Origin of the sequence: Acetobacter vaccinii (assembly GCF_008365315.1) — a bacterium.
In the GTDB taxonomy this organism is placed as follows: Bacteria; Pseudomonadota; Alphaproteobacteria; order Acetobacterales; family Acetobacteraceae; genus Acetobacter; species Acetobacter vaccinii.
The window spans coordinates 1,911,709-1,930,994 of sequence record NZ_CP043506.1; the positions used below are offsets into that span (position 1 = coordinate 1,911,709).

The 19,286-nt window shown below is 53.1% G+C and carries 14 protein-coding genes; 10 read left to right on the forward strand and 4 right to left on the reverse strand.

Features of this window, described 5'->3' with window-relative positions; all coding sequences use genetic code 11:
- The first annotated feature begins 55 nt into the window (after positions 1 to 55).
- Positions 56 to 2,269 (forward strand): TonB-dependent receptor, encoded by a 2,214-nt coding sequence (locus tag FLP30_RS08580; protein WP_149279452.1) that lies wholly within the window; start codon positions 56 to 58, stop codon positions 2,267 to 2,269.
- Between the two features lie 148 nt (positions 2,270 to 2,417).
- Here FLP30_RS08580 and FLP30_RS08585 read toward each other — a convergent pair whose 3' ends face one another.
- Entirely contained in the window at positions 2,418 to 2,927 is a 510-nt protein-coding gene (locus tag FLP30_RS08585; protein ID WP_149279453.1) for a hypothetical protein, read from the reverse strand.
- 430 nt (positions 2,928 to 3,357) lie between these two features.
- Here FLP30_RS08585 and FLP30_RS08590 point away from each other — a divergent pair, with 430 nt between their 5' ends.
- From FLP30_RS08590 to FLP30_RS08620, 7 genes are all read left to right on the forward strand, one after another.
- The gene (locus FLP30_RS08590) at positions 3,358 to 5,049 is read left to right on the forward strand and encodes a peptidylprolyl isomerase family protein (protein ID WP_149279454.1); all 1,692 of its coding nucleotides are present in this window, start codon (positions 3,358 to 3,360) and stop codon (positions 5,047 to 5,049) included.
- A 38-nt stretch (positions 5,050 to 5,087) separates the two neighbouring features.
- Positions 5,088 to 6,458, forward strand: coding sequence for a DUF2169 family type VI secretion system accessory protein (locus FLP30_RS08595; RefSeq protein ID WP_149279455.1), 1,371 nt, complete (start codon positions 5,088 to 5,090; stop codon positions 6,456 to 6,458).
- Positions 6,459 to 6,828: 370 nt separating this feature from the next.
- Positions 6,829 to 8,532, forward strand: coding sequence for a thiol reductant ABC exporter subunit CydD (gene cydD, locus FLP30_RS08600; protein ID WP_149279456.1), 1,704 nt, complete (start codon positions 6,829 to 6,831; stop codon positions 8,530 to 8,532).
- The gene (gene cydC, locus FLP30_RS08605) at positions 8,529 to 10,262 is read left to right on the forward strand and encodes a thiol reductant ABC exporter subunit CydC (RefSeq protein WP_246856475.1); all 1,734 of its coding nucleotides are present in this window, start codon (positions 8,529 to 8,531) and stop codon (positions 10,260 to 10,262) included. Before cydD ends, cydC begins: the two co-directional genes overlap by 4 nt.
- Positions 10,263 to 10,304: 42 nt before the next feature.
- Positions 10,305 to 11,897, forward strand: a complete 1,593-nt coding sequence (locus FLP30_RS08610; RefSeq protein WP_149279457.1) for a cytochrome ubiquinol oxidase subunit I — start codon at positions 10,305 to 10,307, stop codon at positions 11,895 to 11,897.
- Positions 11,898 to 11,912: 15 nt separating this feature from the next.
- Positions 11,913 to 13,049 (forward strand): cytochrome d ubiquinol oxidase subunit II, encoded by a 1,137-nt coding sequence (gene cydB / locus FLP30_RS08615; RefSeq protein ID WP_149279458.1) that lies wholly within the window; start codon positions 11,913 to 11,915, stop codon positions 13,047 to 13,049.
- Between the two features lie 14 nt (positions 13,050 to 13,063).
- Positions 13,064 to 13,258 carry a hypothetical protein gene (locus FLP30_RS08620; protein ID WP_149279459.1) on the forward strand — a complete coding sequence of 65 codons (195 nt, stop codon included), beginning with the start codon at positions 13,064 to 13,066 and terminating at the stop codon, positions 13,256 to 13,258.
- 314 nt (positions 13,259 to 13,572) lie between these two features.
- Here FLP30_RS08620 and FLP30_RS08625 read toward each other — a convergent pair whose 3' ends face one another.
- Both FLP30_RS08625 and FLP30_RS08630 read right to left on the reverse strand, forming a co-directional pair.
- A complete protein-coding gene (locus FLP30_RS08625) occupies positions 13,573 to 14,601 on the reverse strand; it encodes an alpha-E domain-containing protein (protein WP_149279460.1) in 1,029 nt (342 codons plus the stop codon).
- Positions 14,583 to 16,058 carry a circularly permuted type 2 ATP-grasp protein gene (locus FLP30_RS08630; RefSeq protein WP_149279461.1) on the reverse strand — a complete coding sequence of 492 codons (1,476 nt, stop codon included), beginning with the start codon at positions 16,056 to 16,058 and terminating at the stop codon, positions 14,583 to 14,585. The genes FLP30_RS08625 and FLP30_RS08630 overlap by 19 nt, the downstream gene beginning before the upstream one ends.
- 241 nt (positions 16,059 to 16,299) lie before the next feature.
- Between FLP30_RS08630 and FLP30_RS08635 the strand changes: the two genes are divergently transcribed.
- Positions 16,300 to 17,187 (forward strand): transglutaminase family protein, encoded by an 888-nt coding sequence (locus FLP30_RS08635; protein ID WP_149279462.1) that lies wholly within the window; start codon positions 16,300 to 16,302, stop codon positions 17,185 to 17,187.
- Positions 17,188 to 17,206: 19 nt separating this feature from the next.
- Positions 17,207 to 18,274, forward strand: coding sequence for a zinc-binding metallopeptidase family protein (locus tag FLP30_RS08640; RefSeq protein WP_149279463.1), 1,068 nt, complete (start codon positions 17,207 to 17,209; stop codon positions 18,272 to 18,274).
- Positions 18,275 to 18,295: 21 nt separating this feature from the next.
- Here the strand turns inward: FLP30_RS08640 and FLP30_RS08645 are convergent, their stop codons facing one another.
- Positions 18,296 to 19,276 carry an ABC transporter permease gene (locus FLP30_RS08645; protein ID WP_149279464.1) on the reverse strand — a complete coding sequence of 327 codons (981 nt, stop codon included), beginning with the start codon at positions 19,274 to 19,276 and terminating at the stop codon, positions 18,296 to 18,298.
- Positions 19,277 to 19,286: the final 10 nt, after the last annotated feature.

A 19,286-nucleotide genomic window follows, 5' to 3' on the forward strand; every position in this document is an offset into this window, starting at 1 on the left:
TTATCGTCGTAACTTCGGCTATCAGTGCGGCCAGTTCTGCGCAGGCTCTCGGGCCATGCTGTGTTCCTGTGTCGCTGTTGGTTTGAGCTGCTTTTACATTCATGCAGCAAAAGCAGATGAGGTTGCACAGCCGGAGCCTGCGATCGAAACTCGTAAGTCTGTGTCGTCCCATAAACAGAGCAAGAAGGACACTCGAGCGGAGAAAACACCAGAAGCTGCTGCCCCTGAGCAGATTAATGTGGTCGGTCATCTCAACAGGGAGCGTGCACATATCTTTCCGGGTCTGGGGGCGGTCGATTACACAATTGATCAACGCCAGATTGCGAGCACTCCTGGAGGGCAGAATGCGGCTTTTAGCCAGATACTCCTGCGCGTGCCCGGTGTTGTGCTGGATAGTTATGGAGAGGTGCATGTGCGGGGCGAGCACGGAGGGCTGACGTACCGTGTTAACGGTGTCCTGTTGCCTGAGGGCTTGAACGGGTTTGGGCAGGAGCTGGATACGCGCATCATCCAGTCTGTGGATTTGCTGACCGGCACGCTGCCTGCACAGTTCGGTTTCCGCACGGCCGGGGTTGTGGATGTTACCACCAAGACGGGGGAGAGTTTAAAGCACAACCAGATTTCGCTTTATGGAGGTAGCTACAATACCTTTACGCCTTCCATGCAGCTTGGCAGCCAGCATGGCAGGTTGGATTATTTTGCCACCGTGTCGTTTAATCGTAATGATATCGGGATTGAAAACCCAAGCAATACGTTCAGGGCTGTGCATGATAAGACGGAACAGGAAAAAGCGTTCTCTTACCTGTCCTATCATATTGACGATGTGAGCCGGGTTACGCTGTTGACCAGCGCGTCGTACGCGTATTTTCAAATTCCTAATTCATTCAAGACATTTGATGTCAATAGCCCCGACTACACGACTATTTATGACGTAGCTGGCGTTAACCCGCATGATCCGTCCATGAACTGGGCACGGATGAATGACAGCCAGACCGAACAGAATTACTACGCGGTGCTTTCCTATCAACGCACCACCAACAAGCTGAATTTTCAGGCATCACCGTATTTTCGTTATGGTCGTATTGACTACACTCCTGATCGCGATAGGGACCTGATTTATCAGGGGGTTTCGGAGCATGAAGTCAATGATTTCACAACCGGGGGTATTCAGTTTGACCTGTCGTATGACATAGCGCCCCACCATACACTCCGTGCGGGTATTCTGGGGCAGTACACGTCCGAGCGGTTGGATACAAATACTCTGGCTTTTCCTGTTGATGCACAAGGTAATCAAAGCACAAACGTGCCTGTGCGCCTGATTGATAATACCGGCAATTGGTCTGTCGAGGCAGGTGCTTATATTCAGGATGAATACAAGATCACGCATACGCTGACATTTAATTATGGTATTCGCTATGACCGCTTTGCATCGTCGTTTGATAATGAAGGGCAACTGAGCCCACGGGCCAATATGGTCTGGAAACCAACGAGCACAACAACACTGCATATTGGGTATTCACGTTATTTTGCCCCGCCATCACCTCAATATGTTTATTCTTCAACATTGGCGAAGTTTGAAGGTACGACCAATGCCGCTGCCAATCTGATCAATAACGCGACAAAGGTCGAGAAGTCTCATTATGTAGACGGTGGTATTCTACAACGCATCACCCCTGCGTGGCAGATTACGTTAGATGCCTACGCCAAGTGGGCGCATGATCTGACAGACCTTGGGCAGTTTGGTCGTGCGGTTATTCTTGCGCCATTCAGTTACAAGCGTGGTCGCGTTTATGGTGCTGAGTTTGGTAGTTCCTGGCGGCATGGACCATGGTCTGTATTTGGCAATTTTTCTTACGTTAAAACCTCTGCTCAGGACATAAATTCTGCACAATATCAGTTTGATACGGCAGAGTTGGCCTATATTAAGAACCATGCCATACAGCTTGACCATCAGGGTGAATATACTGCAACAGCAGGTGCATCGTGGACGACGCAGCACGATATGGCCTATATCGATTTTGTCTATGGTTATGGCTTACGGAGTGGCTTTGCAAACCTGAGTAAAGAACCACAATACCATGTTTTTAACATCGGCTACCAGCACAGTTTTACCAAAGTACCCTGGGGCCATGCTTTTAAAGTGCGTGCGGATGTTATGAACCTTTTTGACAAACGCTACCAGCTTAGGGATGGGAGCGGCGTTGGTATTTACCAGGCTCAATATGGACAGCGGCGTGCGATATTTTTTTCTGTTGTGTCTGATTTTTAATACGTAAATTTTGCATTGGGCAGAGTATCTCAAAAATCTCTGCCCAAATATTTATATGCTAAAGTGATAAAAGTCTGCCCTTATAGAGTGGTCAGGTGTCTAATCCGAAAATATGAAAACCATGTTTGTTGGTGGGTTTACTGTATGCTTAAAGGTGTAGCCGCATATGTTCGCGGAGTTGATTGCATTTTTTTGCGTAAGCTGAGGCCTTGGACGCCGTAAATAAATTAACGCATAGAGCGCCCGCCAAGGAGAGAAAAGAAAGAAAAGTCAGGATCTCGCCTGTGCGTGATAGGGTTTCGTTATAATGGAGTGCTGAATACCATAAAAGACCAAGGCTGAGCAGCGCCCCAAAAAATCCGAAGACCCCGGTTGAACGCATGAGGGAGTCCTCAACGCTTTCAAAGGCGGCAGTTTCCCGCCATAAATCAAAGAGCTGCCGGTCCACGGCTCCAACCGCTTGGGCATGGTCGTCTTTTTCCGCTGCTGTACGTTTGTGGGGGTTCTTTCTATGAATTTCCAGCTCTTCGCGGGCTTTGGCAAATACGCGGCGGCGTTCCTTGATCGCAGGCAGGCTAATGTCAACAAAGCTTAATATGGCAACGTTAAGACCCGCTGATAATTGCGTGATAGCCTGAAAATCTCCCCATGTTGTCATCTGGGATGTACCTTCTTGTGCATACTCATCATTGTCAGGCTCATAACTATAAAGAGAGGTGTCAGGTAGTAGGGAAAACGCACATCTGCCTGTAATAGGGTATGGGGCATGGTATTGGTGTGGGACATTTTTTAGTCAAGAATGATTGTTTGATTAATTGAAATAAAAAAACAAAACCAATAAAAACAATAAATAATTTTAAATAAATACCGCGATATTTCTGAATTTTTTCTAGGTCATTTAAAATAAAATATTCAATTCACTCGATTGTTTTCTCATGTTTTGATTTTTTCTGAAAATCTTTTAGGCTTCCGTAAAGTCAGTCTGACGAATGGAAGAGGGGGCAGTCATCGGTAAGACCTGCTAAGATACATAATAAAAATCTGATGACTGTTGGTGCTAACCTGACACAGAAAAAGGAAAATCTGGCATGAGCGACAACACCAAAAAAGAAGATGAAAAACCGTCTATCGTTTATGCTGTTCCCCACGACGATTCAGGGCAAGACTATAGTTATATTGTGCGGCTTGGGCAGTTTGATCCTAAAGTAGAAGATCATGCCTATTTTAACACTCAAGATGAAAGAGAAAAACTCAAAAAGAGTGCAGGATATCCGTCAGAAAAACAGGCTGATGGTAAGCCACAAAAGTGGATGACGGGTTTACTGTTGTATTCGTCTGATAATGTTTCTATTTTTTCAAACAACTATAAGCAGGAAACGTTTGGTATATCAGCAAGTAAGAGTAATGGTGAAACAATTCAAGTCACAGCCAGTAGTTTGCCTGGAACTCCTGTTTCGGAGGTGAAGTGGACAAATTATGCGAGTAAGTATGGGTACGAATTTGGGCGTTCTTCTAAATTTTCTATCAGTGTTGCCAGTAGTGGTGTGAGTGTTGGATTATCGTTTTCATCAAAAATGACGGCATCACTATCTAATTCGGGTGGCTTTTCCTATAGTCTAAAAGGTGAATCATCCCTGGATGAGGCTTTTTACTATAGTTTAAGTGGAAAAAAAGGGCCGATAGAAAAATGCTGGTTGGGAGATGGCGTCGCAAAGATTTTTTCTAAAAAAACGTTAGGTTTTTCTGATAAATTTGAAGAAACAGTCAATACATCTTTCAATCTTTCTATTGATACAGATCTTAATAAGGCATGGAGTTCTGATAGAGTAAAGTGGGCCAATAGAGCAAAACTCAGTTTCAATGTTGCTGATAAGTTGCTGGTTGCTGGAGGTGTTGTGGCGGCATCCTCTACAAATAAAAATGTCCAAAAAATTGTGTCATCAGAAACAGTTTTTCATGTACTTTTTCGTTTGCAAGATGCACGAGATGCTCTTTTTCTTGCTGTTGCAATGGTCTCTGTCATTACACGAGCTGGCTTTATGAGTAAGGAAAAAAATATCGGGAAATCCCCGGATTGGATTCCTAATTCAATATTAAAAGGAAAGCACCAATATAGTTTGGGCATGACTGTGGAAGAGGCACGGATACAGTGTGGACACTCCAGCATAGTCATAAAAAGTAATGGAGAAATTTCTCTCTATGGGAAAGAATTAAATTTATTTGGTGCGAAAAAAATATCATTAAATACTGGATCTGGTGCCGCGATAGAACTTAATGGTGAAAATGCGTATATTTTAGGAAAAAATATTTCTTTGATGGGTTCTGAAAAAATTGTGAATTATACGGCAAAAACTGCGGGAACTCCAATTGAGTGGAATAAAGAATTGCAAAAATTGAAAGAAGAATTGCAAGTTCTTGAAATGCGTCTTGTTTTGGAAAATGAAAATTATGAAACTAGGAAGCAACAAGCAAGAAGCGTTCCTGAACAAATGTTGGCGAGTGTCCTGGATGCTATAGAAATTGAACATCGTTTGAGTGTGGAAAAATTGAAAAAACGTATTTTGGGAACATCGCTTAAGATAGAAAAAGTAAATGTAAAAATCAAAAAAATGTACAAGGAAATAGAGAGTGGGAAGCATAGTGAGGGGAGCCATGTATTTTTAACACCACAAAAAATAGAAGCTGTCGGAAAAAGCACTGCTTCTGTTTCTGGTGGGAGTACTGAACAGGCGCTTGCTAGTGGGTCACTTAAGGTGGATCAAAAATCGCCTACAGGGTGATTTTCAATATTTTTCACATCAGTCACTCGGGGAATGTCATGGAAATTGAAAACGAAACTCCCTTAGCTCTGGTCGGGGTACAACATAACCAGGAGGAGCAGGCTGGTTATGTTCTGGTCATGAAAGGGCTGTTCCAGCTCAAGCATGACGCTATAGCAGAACCAAATGCAGAGCCGCCTGAATTTACAGGGGATAGCGTTTTTCAGGATAAAATTGGCCGCAGCCTGCAATGGCCGAATGATATGGAGGGCTTTAAACCCAATCTTGATTTTATCATTCAGGGTAATTTTTATGCACCAGACGGGGCGGCTACAACGCAGTCCGTTGCAGGGTTCAGGTTTGGGCCTATGGAAAAAATGGCCCGCATTATTGGGCCGCGTAAAGCTGTGCGCGATCCTGCTGGACGCTGGGTCGTGCAGGGGCCTGCCCCGGTGGCAGAACTGCCTTTACGGTGGGAATATAGTGCTGGTGGGTTGTCTGACCTACGCAATCCGTTTGGTCTGGGGCAGGATGCAGAAGTGCTGGATGGCGTTGAGGGTGAAGTCTATCACCTTCCAATGATAGAAGGGGTCTCAGACAAGCCATGGACGCCCGAGGCAAGGCCCGAGCCGGTTAATTTTGCGGCTGTTCCCGCTATGTTTGCTCAAAGACAGAAAAAACTGGGCACACGGGACAGGCGGTGGTCTCTGTTTCGTGCCCCACTGCCGCCTGATGATTATGATTTGAGCTATGCCAATGCTGCCCCTACTGGGCAACAGGCGGTGGGGGAACCTGCCGGTTTCGAGAAAATGTATTTTTACAATATGCATCCCACGCATGCAGAATTGATATGCACGATGCCCGACTTCAGGCCCTATGCGGCCGCTGTCTTGCATGAGGCAGACCACGCAGTGCCCGTTGACCTGCGTCTGGATACTATTATTGCCCAGCCAGATAAGGAGGAAGTGGTCATACTCTGGCGGGGGCAGGTGCCAGGCGCAAAGGCTGAAGCAAATATCGCGCGGGTTGTCTGTCATTGGTGCAAGTTAAACGATGCCCATACCTCAGAGACGCTTGCTCTGGAAATAACAGAGCAAATGCAAAAAGAAGCTGAAGAGGAGGCTGTTTTTGAAAAAATAGAATTTGATAAAAAATTAAAGAACAAATTGGATATTTTAGAAAAAACAGGAAAAGAAAAAGCTCAGGAGGTACAGGAAGCCCATGCTTCAGCGATGCATGATATCCAATCTTTGGCAGGCTATGAAAAATTACCCCCTGAATTTCGTGAGCAATTAAAGAGTGCAAAATCATTAGATGAAATGGATGAAGTGATTTTTAAGTATGTAAAGATTTTTGAAGAGCAGGCAAAGGAAGAATATAAAAAATTACTTAAATTAACGGGAGAGGCCGATACAACGGGTCTTATTTAATTTTCAATAAAACATATCAAAATTTTTGTAATTTTATCGGTATATCCACAAAGCGGGTAGCAAATATTTTGTTTGCCACCCGCTTTTGTTTTTTCTTCTTTGTCTAAAATTTTTGTGAATTCTGTGTTGGTTCCCCTATTAAATGAATCAAAAACCACATTAATTCTGGATATATAAAATATAGTATTATCATATTATTTATAATTTCAAATTATATTGATGCTCTATTGTATGGGTGGAATGGAGAATTGTATGTTTTTGTTTTCAATTCCTTTTGGCGGCAGGGCTGGTCGGTTTGGGAAATTTCTTGACGCGCAATAATTTCATAGTTAGTGAAATTAATAATTAAAGGTTTCGGTGCGAGTGCCACATGGCGGGTTCAACCATTCATCAGCAGGAAGGCAGAAAGGTCGCAGGCTTGGCGCGGCGTGTCAGGGGGTGGCTGTTGCTGTCCGTTGCGCTGGGCGGGTTGTCGGCTGTCTGTCTGGTGGTTGTGTTTGTGGGTCTGGCTCAGCTTGTTGATAATGCAGCATTCCACGGTCAGGTTCCCTCGTTGTCCACACAATGGGTGTGGGTACTGCTTGGCTGTCTGGCTGCGACTATTACGACACAGTTTTTGTCAGACATGGCGGGCACTCAGGCCGGACTACGGGTTGTTTCGTCCGTCCGGCAGGATGCTCTGGAGCACCTGGCTAAGGCCGGGCCGGTTGCCACATCCCGCCTGCCTGCGGGGGAGGTGCTGACTCTTCTGTCCGACGGGGTGGAGGCGCTGGAGCCTTATTTTGCACGGTATATGCCCGCTGCGGCCAGAATGGTGGTGCAGCCGTTGCTTATTCTTGCTGTTGTAGCCGGGGTGGATGGGTGGAGCCTGCTAATATTGCTGTGTACAGGCCCGCTTGTGCCTGTGTTCATGGTGTTGGTGGGGTATCGGGCGCAGGCGTTGATGGACCAGCAGTGGGTGCGCATGACCCTGCTTGGCGGTGGGTTTTTGGATGCTTTGCGAGGCCTAAAAACTCTGCGGCTTTTTGGTCGCACTGCGGATAGTCTGGAGCGCATTGCCCGCATGGCGGATGCGCACCGCAAGGTTACGCTGTCGGTTATGAAGGTGGCGTTTCTGACTTCTGCCTCTCTCGAATTTTTTGCGTCCTTATCCATTGCCATGGTTGCGGTCGTGTTTGGTACGCGGCTGCTGGCAGGGACAGCGGACTTCCGTTCGGCATTTTTGGTGCTTTTGCTGGCTCCTGAATACTTTATGCCGCTGCGTAATTTTTCGGCCAGTTATCATGCCCGTCAGAATGCCTTGGCGAGCATGACCCGCCTGATGGATATTTTCGCTCTTCCTATATCCCCGCGTCAGGCAGAGGAGGGGGCACAGCCGCTTCAGTCAGAAGCGGCGGACAAGCTGTGCTGTGATAGTGTTTTTGCATCCTACGATGGCCAGACAGCCGTGTTGCAGAATGTTACCTGCTGTTTTGCTCGCAACAGGCTGACAGTGCTGGAAGGGGCAAGTGGTGCGGGTAAAAGCTCTCTCCTTGCTGTCGTGCTGGGCTTTTTGCAGCCGTCCGCCGGGCATGTTGCGGCGTATGGCAGAAACGGGCAGGCGTTGTGTGTTGCAGGGCTCCGTATGGCCTGGGTGCCGCAGCGGCCATTGTTGGTTTTTGGCACTGTGGCGGATAATTTGCGCCTTGGTGCACCGGATGCGGACACTGAGGCATTGCGCCGTGTTGCCGCACAGGCGGACGCTCTGAGTTTTATCATGGCTCTCCCTCAGGGGTTTGACACTCCGTTAGGCGAGCGTGGCAGCAAGCTGTCAGGCGGGCAGGTCAGGCGACTGGCGCTGGCGCGTGCGCTGTTGCGTGACCCGGACGTGCTGGTGCTGGATGAACCTACAGCAGGGCTTGACCCGGCCAGCGCCCTGCGGGTGGCGGATGCCATAAGGGGCTGCACAATCGGGCGTATTGTGATTGCGGCAACGCACCACTCGGCGCTGACGGCGCGGGCTGACACTGTCCTGCATGTCAGTGGCGGGCGGGTTGTCCAGGCCCCCATGCCCGCGGTGGAGACTGTGGCATGAACAAATACGCTGCCATGGGGGCTACGGCTCGGAGCAAAGCGCTCTCTCACTTCTGGCATGTTGCGGCACCTGTGCGGGGGCATCTGGCGTTGAGCCTGCTGCTGGCCTGTATGGCGGGGCTGGCCAATTTCGGGCTGCTGTTTTTGTCCGGTTGGCTGCTGGCAGGGGCCGCTGCTGCGGGGCTTGCAGGGCAGGCAGCTGCGCGGGCCTTTAATATCGTGTTGCCTGCTACGGGTGTGCGCTTTTTTGCCATGGTGCGTATTGGCACGCGCTATCTGGAAAGGGTCGTCACGCATGATGGTGCCCTACGTCTGACAAGCCTACTGCGGAGCTGGACATATTCCCGGTTGGCCCCCCAGGCACCTGCTGGCTTGGTCGATGCGCGCGGTGGGGATCTGCTGGGGCGCTTTGTGGCCGAAACCGACCAGATTACCGGATGGTACACAGATGCAGCCATTCCCACCCTGCGGGCTTTGCTGTGCGGGATAGTGTTTGTCGGGGTGTTTGCCTGTGTCCTGCCTATGGCGGCTTTTGTTCTGGCGTGTGGGCTTGCTGTTGCGGCCCTGCTGGTGTGGGCGCTGACAGCGCCGGTTACGGCCCGGCTGGCCGCGCGCTCTGTCAACGAGCGCGCTGGCTTACAGGCAACGATGGCTGAGACCCTGCAAAATCTTGGCGAGAATATGACGCTGGGGGCCATGCCCGCGCGCTATGCTGCCATGGCAAAGCAGCAACAGGGTTTGAATGCGGTGCACAGGCGGCTGGCCGTTATGGAACGGCTTGCGGCAGGCGGCGTTACTCTGGCCATGTTTGTGACAGCTTTTGTCGTGCTTGTGTGTGCGGCTCAGGCTCTACAGGCCGGGGTGCTGGACGCCCCGGAACTGCCGATGCTGGTGTTGGGTGTTCTGGCCGCTTTTGATGTCATATCCGCCCTGCCAACAGCCCGTCTGGCGGCTGCCAGAGCGCAGGTGGCGGCAGACCGCCTGACCCAACGCTGTGGGGACCCGGAGCAGGATCAGGGAACCACCGCGCCCGCGCAGCCGCAAGCGCCATATGATCTGGTGCTGGATGCCGTGTCTTTTAGCTATCCGGGCGCGGATGTGCCGGTGTTTGACCGGGTGTCTTTGTCAATCAGGCAGGGCGAGCATGTGGCTATTGTTGGCCCGTCCGGTGCTGGCAAAAGCAGCCTGATCAACCTTCTGTTTGGCTTCTGGCAGCCGCAGGCCGGTCATGTTCTGTTCGGCGGGGTGGATGTGCAGACAACAGGTGCGGAAAGCCTGTCCCGTTTCATCAGTGTTGCCGCGCAGGACAGCTACCTGTTTGCAGGCAGCATGCGTGACAACCTGCGGCTTGCCAACCCGGATGCCACACAGGCCGAGATGCTGGCAGCCCTGCAAACCGCATGCCTTGGCACATTTGTGGCCAGCCTGCCCGATGGGCTGGATACTCTGCTTGGTAACGAAGGGCTGCGGCTTTCAGGGGGGCAGGCCCGGCGGCTGTCCATTGCCCAGGCGCTCCTGCGGCCAGCCCCATGGCTGGTTCTGGATGAGCCGACACAGGGGCTGGATGCTGCAACAGCGCAGGCGCTTATGGCAGCACTGCTACAGGCCCGGCCGGAGGCTACCATCGTGTGCATGACCCATAGCCAGGATGTTCAGGCGTGCATGCATCGGGTTTTACGGGTGGAGGGCGGGCGCGTATGGCCCGAAGGGGGGGCAGACATGAAAAGCTAAAAGGCAAGCGACTGTTTTTTCTGCAATACAAGGTCTGGAACAATGGATTTAATTGACCCCACAGTGGTTGACCTTTCGCGCTTTCAGTTCGCGCTTACGGCCCTTTACCACTTCATGTTTGTCCCGCTGACACTGGGGCTGACATTCATGCTTGCGGCGATGGAAACGGTGTACGTCGTGACCGGCAAGCAGATTTACAAGGATATGGCCCAGTTCTGGGGCAAGCTGTTTGGCATTAACTTCGCGCTGGGTGTGGCAACAGGCCTGACGATGGAGTTTGAGTTCGGCACAAACTGGTCCATGTATTCCCGCTTTTTCGGAGATATGTTCGGCACGCCGCTGGCTATCGAAGGGTTGATGGCGTTTTTTATGGAATCAACCTTTGTCGGGATCATGTTCTTTGGCTGGGACAGGTTGAGCAGACCTGCCCATCTTGCTGTCACCTACATTGTGGCTCTTGGCTCCAACCTGTCTGCCTTGTGGATTCTAGTTGCCAACGCCAGCATGAACATGCCTGTCGGTGCGCATTTTGACCCCGAAACCATGCGTATGACCTTTGACAGTTTTGTGGGTGTGGTCTTCAACCCCGATGCACAGGCCAAGTTTGTGCATACGTCGGTTGCTGGCTATGTGACTGCGTCTCTGTTTGTCATGGGTATCAGCGCTTTTTACCTTCTGCGGCGTGAACACAGGCATTTTGCGGCCCGTTCTTTCCGTATGGCCGCTGTGTTTGGCATTATTTCCACAGTTGCGGTCATTACGCTGGGCGATGTTCTGGGGCGTCTGGATTACGAACACCAGCCGACCAAGATCGCAGCGATTGAAGGCCTGTGGCATACCAGCAAGCCGCCGTATGAGCCCTGGATTGTCGCAGCCCTGCCTGATGACGCCACGCAGGAAAGCTATTTTGAAATTGGCGTGCCCTATGTGCTGACACCGCTGATTACTCATACTTTCCACACCCCCATTACGGGCATGCACGAGTTGCAGGACGCCGCTGGCCCCCGTATTGAATCTGGCATTACAGCCATTACGGCCCTGCGGCGGTATGGGGAAACACACCAGCAGGCTGACCTGGACCTTTTTCAGGCCCACCAGAATGACATGGGCTATGGCCTGCTGGCCACGCGCCACGCGCCCAACCAGGATGTTACGGCCATTGCGCCTGACCAGCTTGCGACTGTAGTGGCGCAGACCAAGCCTGACATTCTGCCCAATGTGTTTGTCACATTCTGGGCGTTCCGTCTGATGGTGTTTCTGTCGCTTTACTTCTTTGTCATTTTCGCGATGGCGTCTTACCTGAGCCTGAAGAACCAGCTTGAACGCAACAAATGGTTCCTCAAGCTGTGCCTGTGGTCCATTCCGCTGCCGGTTATCGCAACCGAATTCGGGTGGATTACGGCAGAGGCAGGCCGCCAGCCTTGGACTGTGTTTGAGCGTTTGCCCACCTTTATGTCCGCCTCCACCCATGGCACGGGGTATATGATATTCTCGCTGGCCGGTTTTACGCTGCTTTACAGCATTTTCATCGCGGCTGAACTCTATCTGATGTTCAAGTTCGCACGGCTTGGCCCGCAACCGCATGACGCACATGGTACGGATACACACGCACCAGCGTCTGCTGTCGCGCACTAAGGGAGGACTGCTACAATGGACCTCTATACTATTCTCAAACTGACATGGGCGGGCCTGCTGTGCGTGCTGCTGATCGGGCTTGGCCTGATGGTGGGCATGGACATGGGTGTTGGCACATTGCTGCGCTTTGTCGGCCGTAACGATGCCGAGCGCCGCACCGCGCTGAATATTATCGGCCCGCACTGGGACGGTAATCAGGTGTGGTTTATCCTGGGTGGTGGCGCAATTTTTGCGGCTTTTCCCACTCTTTATGCCACGTCGTTCTCGGTGTTCTATGTCGTTATGATCCTGCTGCTGTTCAGCATGATCCTGCGGCCGGTGGCGTTTGAATACCGCTCCAAAGTGGACTCAACCCACTGGCGGGCCAGTTGGGACTGGGCTTTTCTGGTCTCGGGCTTTCTGCCGATGTTTGTTTACGGTGCGGCGTTCGGCAATGTGTTGCAGGGCGTGGGGTATCATTTCGCCTGGGACGGGCAGTATTTTCAGGACAGTTCGTTCCTGAGCTATCTGATCAACCCGTTTGCCATTCTGTGCGGGCTTATGTCTGTCGCGCTGAGCGTGTTTCAGGGCGGTGTGATGCTGATGATGCGCGCGGATGATCCCATTTATTCCCGCGCACGGCGCTATGCCCAGCGTGGCGGTGTTATTGCCGCTCTGCTGTTTGTGGTTGGTGGGGCCTGGATCGGGCATATTCAGGGCTTTGTGCTGGACAGTGGTAACCCCGGCATGCCGTCCAACCCGATGCATGGCCAGCATGTAAGCATGGGGGTCGGAGCCTGGCTGCATAATTACGACCTGCACCCTGTCCTGTGGCTGCTGCCAGCACTCGGCCTGGCGGGTATGCTGGGGGGTGTGCTGCTGGTGCGTGCCAATAGCCCGCATGTCGCCTGGTGGATGGGTCTGGCCTCCTGGATTGGTACAATCGGCACTGTTGGTGCTGCGATGTTCCCGTTCTTCATGCCTTCGACCACAGCGCCGGACCAGAGCCTGACAATTTGGAACAGTTGCGCCAGTCTTTACGGTCTGATCTGCATGTTGGTGGTGGCGCTCATTTTTGTGCCGATCATCCTGTCCTACACATCCTGGTGCTATTACGTCATGCGCGGCAAGGTGCATACGGCCGATATCATCAAGGATACGCACAGCTACTAAAGGGAGAAACTGCCATGATAACGCTGCTGCGTTGCGCTGGCCTGGGGCTGGTGCTGATTGTCGCACTGCTGTTTGCGGTGTTTGTGGGTGACCAGGGGCCCTGGTATTTTGCCTGGGTTGTCGGAACGGTCATGATCGCCCTGATTTCTGCCGCTGCTGGCGCCATGTTTGATGTCCAGCTTGATGCCAACCCGGAAGGGGAGCTGTGACATGCTAGGTGACCTTGAAGGTATTATCCTGTTTATTCCGTTCCTGTATCTCTCGTTCTACCTTGTGGCATGGCGAGTGTGCAGGAAGCTGTTCCCGTAAACAGGTGCGTTTTTTGCTGCTGGTGTAAAATAAAAATAGCTTAATGATTCATATTATTCTTGATATGGAGCATTAATATTGATACTTTATTTGCATAAAGTCTCCTATCTGACATCAGACTTTATGTAAGCCTCAATAAAAACCCCTCAAGATGCTGCTCTTGAGGGGTTTTTATTATTTATAGCTTGTAATTTTTCCAGGCTGGGAATTGCTCTTACTGCTGCGCCGGTTGCAGTGCTGCCGCAGTCTCCGTGACAGTAGGGGCCTGTGGCCAGAAGGTGCAGGCAATGGCGCTCTGGATCTGGGAGATGTGGACCTGCACCCAGTTCATATAATCATGCAGGCCGCGCAGGATAATATCTCCTGCTGTCTGGTCATTCAGTGATGCCCGCAGTTCATCAAGGCACTCCTGCAGGGGGGCACACTGGTTGCGTAAGCCACCATGGGTGGCCAGGTGGCCCAGCACATCATCAACCTGCCGCAGATTGGCTGCCAGCGAGCGGGGGAAGCCATCGTTTTTAAGCAGGAAGCCAACAATATTGGCCGGGGTGACCGTAACCGGCCGCAAACGGCGGAAGGCATGGTAGGCCGCAGCCGAGCGCAGCACTGCCGTCCATTGGGTAATATCTATGGCAGAACCGGGTTTTTCCTCACGCGGTAAGAGCATGTGGTAGCGGATGTCGACCAGACGAGTAATCTGGTCGCAGCGTTCAAGGTGCTTCCCCAGCCTGTAGAACAGCCATGCCTGATCCCGGTAGAGTGTGCCTTCCGCAATGCCATAATGGGTCTGGCATTCCAGACGGATGCGGGTGCAGAGGGTGGACAGGCTGTTAGGCTTTATATCCTGCGGGGTCAGGTCCAGCAGCCAGCGTGTGAAAACATTAAGCTGTGTCCAAAGCTCAATCGAAACAAGAGGGCGTACAGCGCGCGCGTTTTCCCGTATGGCATGCGCCATGGAAATGACAGAGCCAGGGTTGTCACGCTCGGTCAGGTAAAACAGCACGGCATCGGCCTGCTGACCTGCTGGGCGCAGTGTCCGAAACAGCTCTTCGTCCGAGTTGATGCTGATGATGGAGTCCCAGGCTGTCTGCCCTTCGGAATCCCGCACAAAGGTTTCGGTTACTTCCAGAAGTCGGGCCAGATTTTCCATCCGCTCCATATAGCGGGCCAGCCACATCATACATTCCGCATAGCGGGACAGGAGAGAGTTCAGAGCCATATCCGTCATGATGCCATCACCCATGTATCTTTGGAGCCACCCCCCTGGGAGGAATTGACGACAAGCGAGCCTTTACGCAGTGCCACTCGTGAGAGGCCACCCGGCAGCACCCAGATGGACCGTCCGGCCAGAGCAAAGGGGCGCAGGTCAACGTGCCGTGCTTCCACCCCATCCGGGCACAGGGTCGGGGTCACAGACAGGCCGATCACTGGCTGGCTGATGTAATTGGCAGGGTCCTGGAGCAGTTTCTGGCGGAACTCCTCCAGCTCCGCACGGGTCGCGTGCGGGCCTATGAGAAGCCCATAACCACCGGATTCACCAACAGGTTTTACAACCAGTTTGTCCAGGTTGGCCAGTGTGTAGGCCAGCCCCTCAGGCTCGGCGCAGATATTGGTCTGCACGTTGTCCAAAATGGGGTCTTCCCCCAGATAGTATTGGATAATGCGTGGCATGTAAGCGTAAACGGCTTTGTCGTCCGCTACACCGGTGCCCAGCGCATTGGCTAGTGTGACATTGCCACGCCGATAGGCTTCGATCAGCCCAGGCACGCCCAGCAGGCTGTCGGGGTTAAAGGCCAGCGGGTCCAGAAATTCATCATTCAGGCGGCGGTAAATGGCGTGGACAGGGCGCGGCCCCATGGTAGTCCGCATGAAAACACGGTGGTTTTCAACAAACAGGTCTTTGCCTTCAACCAGTGGTACCCCCATTTCGCGCGATAGAAAAACATGCTCAAAATAAGCGGAGTTATAAATACCGGGGGAGAGCAGCACCACCTGTGGGTCTTCCACCCCATCGGGGGCGACTTCGCACAAGGTCTGGTGCAGCCTGGGGCCATATTCTTCAACAGAACGGATCGGCAGGCCCGAGGCCAGATCAGGCATGAGCCGCAGCATCATGTGGCGGTTTTCCAGTACGTAGGAAACGCCAGAGGGTGTGCGGGCATTGTCTTCCAGAATAAGAAAACGGCCATCCCGATCACGGATCAGGTCTGTGCCGTTGACGTGTACATAAACACCTCCCGGCACTTTAAGGCCCACCATGGCCTCGCAGTAGTTCGGGTTTTTCAGTACCAGTTCTGCGGGGATAATCCCGTCTTTGAGGATTTTCTGGTCGTTGTAGATGTCGTGCAGGAACAGGTTGAGCGCGTTCAGCCGCTGTTGCACACCGCGTTCAATATGGGACCATTCGGCGGCGGTAATAACGCGGGGTATGGCATCAAACGGCAGGATACGGTCTATGGCTTCGCGGTTTGTGTAAACGGTAAAGGTAATACCCATTCTGTAGAGCTGGGCTTCGGCGGCGGCGGTGCGCTGGCGCAGTTCCTCCAGGTCCATTGTGGCCAGCCTGTCCCGCACACATTGCAAGGTGGCGGGGTAGGGGTCATGCCGGTTCATCAGTTCGCAGAAAAAATCGGGAACCCTGTAGTTGTCCAGCAGCCCGCCGGGCTGCGTGGGGGTGGGGGCAAGTGTGGCGTCATTCATCAAGGGCCTCCCGTCTGTAACGGACTGACGCTGGGGCTTCCGGCTAGGCAGGGCTGCGTCAGATTGTTGCGATCCTGAATTAACGGGAGCAGGATTTACGAGGCTTGCCAAGAGAAAAAAGATTGCAGCGAATTTTGTTAACCTGTTGCCGCGCAATGCTTGCATGCATTTTTGTTACTGATATGTTTTTGGGGCAGGCACGCTCTGGCAGGCCGGGTCGAAAGGGCAGGACCGTTATTTCATGACTTCTCATGTCAGGCTGGTGCACCGTACGCACTACCGGTACGACCGGCCCGTTACCCTGGGTGTGCAGACCATACGGCTGCGACCTATGGCGGACTGTCGTACTCCTGTTCTGTCCTACGCGCTTGCGGTCAGCCCTGCCGGGGCCAGCCTGTCATGGGCACGGGACTGGGCGGGCAATACTGCCGCGCATGTGCAGTTTGGGCAGCAGGTGAGTACGTTTGAAATCATGGTGGACCTGGTGGTGGACATGACCCCCTATAACCCACGTGATGGGCTGCCTGATGGGGCCTTCTGGCAGGCGGATGGACCTGAGGAACAGGCCTACACCCTGCCAACTGCCTGTACGCAGGAAACCGCAGCTTTTCTTGACGCCTGCCTGCCCGATCTGCCGGAAGAGCCTGTGGCGCGTTTTGTGGCGCTGAACCACATGATCGCCGCGCGTATACGCTATGAGCGCCGGATGGAGCCCGGTGTTCTGCCGCCAGAGGAAACCCTGCGTAGGGCGTGTGGTTCCTGCCGTGACACGGCGTGGCTTATGGTCGTTCTGGCCCGGCAACTGGGGTATTCTGCCCGCTTTGTATCGGGCTATCTGCTCCAGCCCGTGCAGGAAGGCGGGCATGAAACCCTGAGCGCGGATTTGCACGCCTGGGCACAGGTGCTGCTGCCGGGGCTGGGGTGGCTGGGGTTTGACACCACGTCCGGGCGCTTGGCGGCGGAGGGCCATGTCCCACTTGCGGTTGCCAGTGTCCCCGCCGATGCGGCCCCCGTGACCGGCCTGCTGGATTGTTGCAAGGCCACGCTGGATGTGCAGATGGATGTCTGCCACCTGCTGGACATGGACGAGGCAGCCCACATACGCACACCCGCAGTGGCCCGTGTTTAGGAGGCTGTGACACAGCACCATGAAAACCTTTGCCTGCCAGGTTTGCGGGACTCTGCTGTCGTTTGAAAATACCAAGTGTGAACAGTGCGGTGCTGTTCTTGGGTTCCTGCCTGAAACAACAACATTGTCAGCTCTGCGGCCTTTGGGGGCAGGGCTCTGGCAGCCTTTGGAGGCATCGGAAGGCCCGCGCCGCTTTTGTGCCAACCATGACCATGGGGTGTGTAACTGGCTGGCCCCACCGGGGGCACAAGCCGGAGGGTTCTGTCTGGCCTGTCAGTTCAACAGGCTTATCCCCAACCTCTCCAGCCCCGAAAAGCATGAGCAGTGGCGCAAGTTGGAGGTTGCCAAACACAGGCTGATTTACACCATTCTGCGTTTGAAGCTGCCTTTTAAAACCAGGCTGCAAGACCCGCTCGGTGGCCTTGTGTTCGACTTTCTGGATGACCCGCCCGATGCCTCAGGCAGTATTGTCACCGGGCACGACAACGGTGTTATCACCATTGCCACGCGGGAAGCGGATGATGCCTACCGCGAACGTATGCGCGTGGATATGGGGGAGTATTACCGCACCCTGTTAGGGCATTTCCGGCACGAAATCGGGCATTATTACTGGAATATTCTGGTGCGCGATGGGGGACGCCTGGAAGCCTGCCGCCGTGTTTTTGGAGATGACCGGAGCGACTACGCCTCGGCCCTGCACGCTCATTATCAACATCCACCTGTTGCAAACTGGCAGGAAAAACATGTGACCGCCTATGCCACGGCCCACCCGTGGGAAGATTTTGCGGAAACATGGGCGCATTATTTCCATATTATCGCAACGCTTGATACCGCGCTGTCCTGTGGCATGACCATTGGGCCGCAGATCGCGGGCACATTGCCCCCGCCCGATCTGGGTGATCCGTATGCGGATATGACGTTTGATGACATCATGGCAGCTTGGGTGCCCCTGACATATGCGGTCAATGGTCTCAACCGCTCCATGGGGCTGGCCGATTTTTATCCTTTTGTCCTGACGGCAGGGGTGCGCCTCAAGCTGGCATTTGTGCATGACCTGGTGCGCGAGGCCCAGCGCAAAGGGGCCTGATCTCCTGCGGGTGCGACAACCTTACTTCTGGCTTCCGTCCCGCACACGCGGGTCTAGCAGCAGGTAGAGCATATCCACCACAGCACTGGCGATCACCACAAAAACGGCGGAATACATGACAGTGGCCATAATCAGCGGCAGGTCCATACTGCTGAGCGCCTGATATGTCAGCCGCCCGACACCGGGCAGGCCAAACACCACTTCGGTCAGCAGCGCTCCTCCACCGACAAGCTGTGCAAAATCCATGCCAAACAGCGAGACAAACGTAATCATGGCGGTGCGGAGCCCATGCCGGAGCAGAATACGGGTGGGTGACAGACCTTTGGCGCGGGCTGTGCGCATAAAGTCCTCACCCGACAGGGCAACCAGATCGGCCCGCAGTACACGGCTGTAAATGCCAATAAACATGACCGCCAGCACACACCATGGAATGACAAGAGCCTTGAACCACCCTGTCGGATCTTCCGAAAAAGGAATGTAGCCGGGCCCGGGTACCCAGGAAAACAGCCAGGTGTCATGATAGCGGTTCTGGGTAATCAGGTTGGTGACTTGCCCCAGCCAGAAAACCGGGATGGAAATGCCAACAAGCCCGAGCGCCATCAACCCACGGTCAACCCATGTGCCTTTGAGGGCTGCAGCAATTACCCCCATGGTTATGGAGACCACAGTCCAGACAATGGCCGCCCCGCAGACCAGCGAGAGTGTGACCGGCGCAGCGTGGATAATTTCTGGCACCACGCGCTCGCCCCTGTCAGCGTAGGAGGCAAGATCGCGCGTGATGAACAGCTTTTTCATCATAATCGCGTATTGCACAGGCAGGGGGCGGTCAAAGCCGTATTCCTTGCGGACTTTTTCCAATGTCTGCGGGGCTGCATTACGCCCGGCTATGCGGGCGGTGGGGTCTGCTCCCGGTGTTGCAAAAAAGACGGCAAATACCAGTGCGGAAATACCGAACAGGACAAAGACAGTCTGGCCCAGACGGCGGAGAAGGGGAATGAGCATGGGGTGGGCC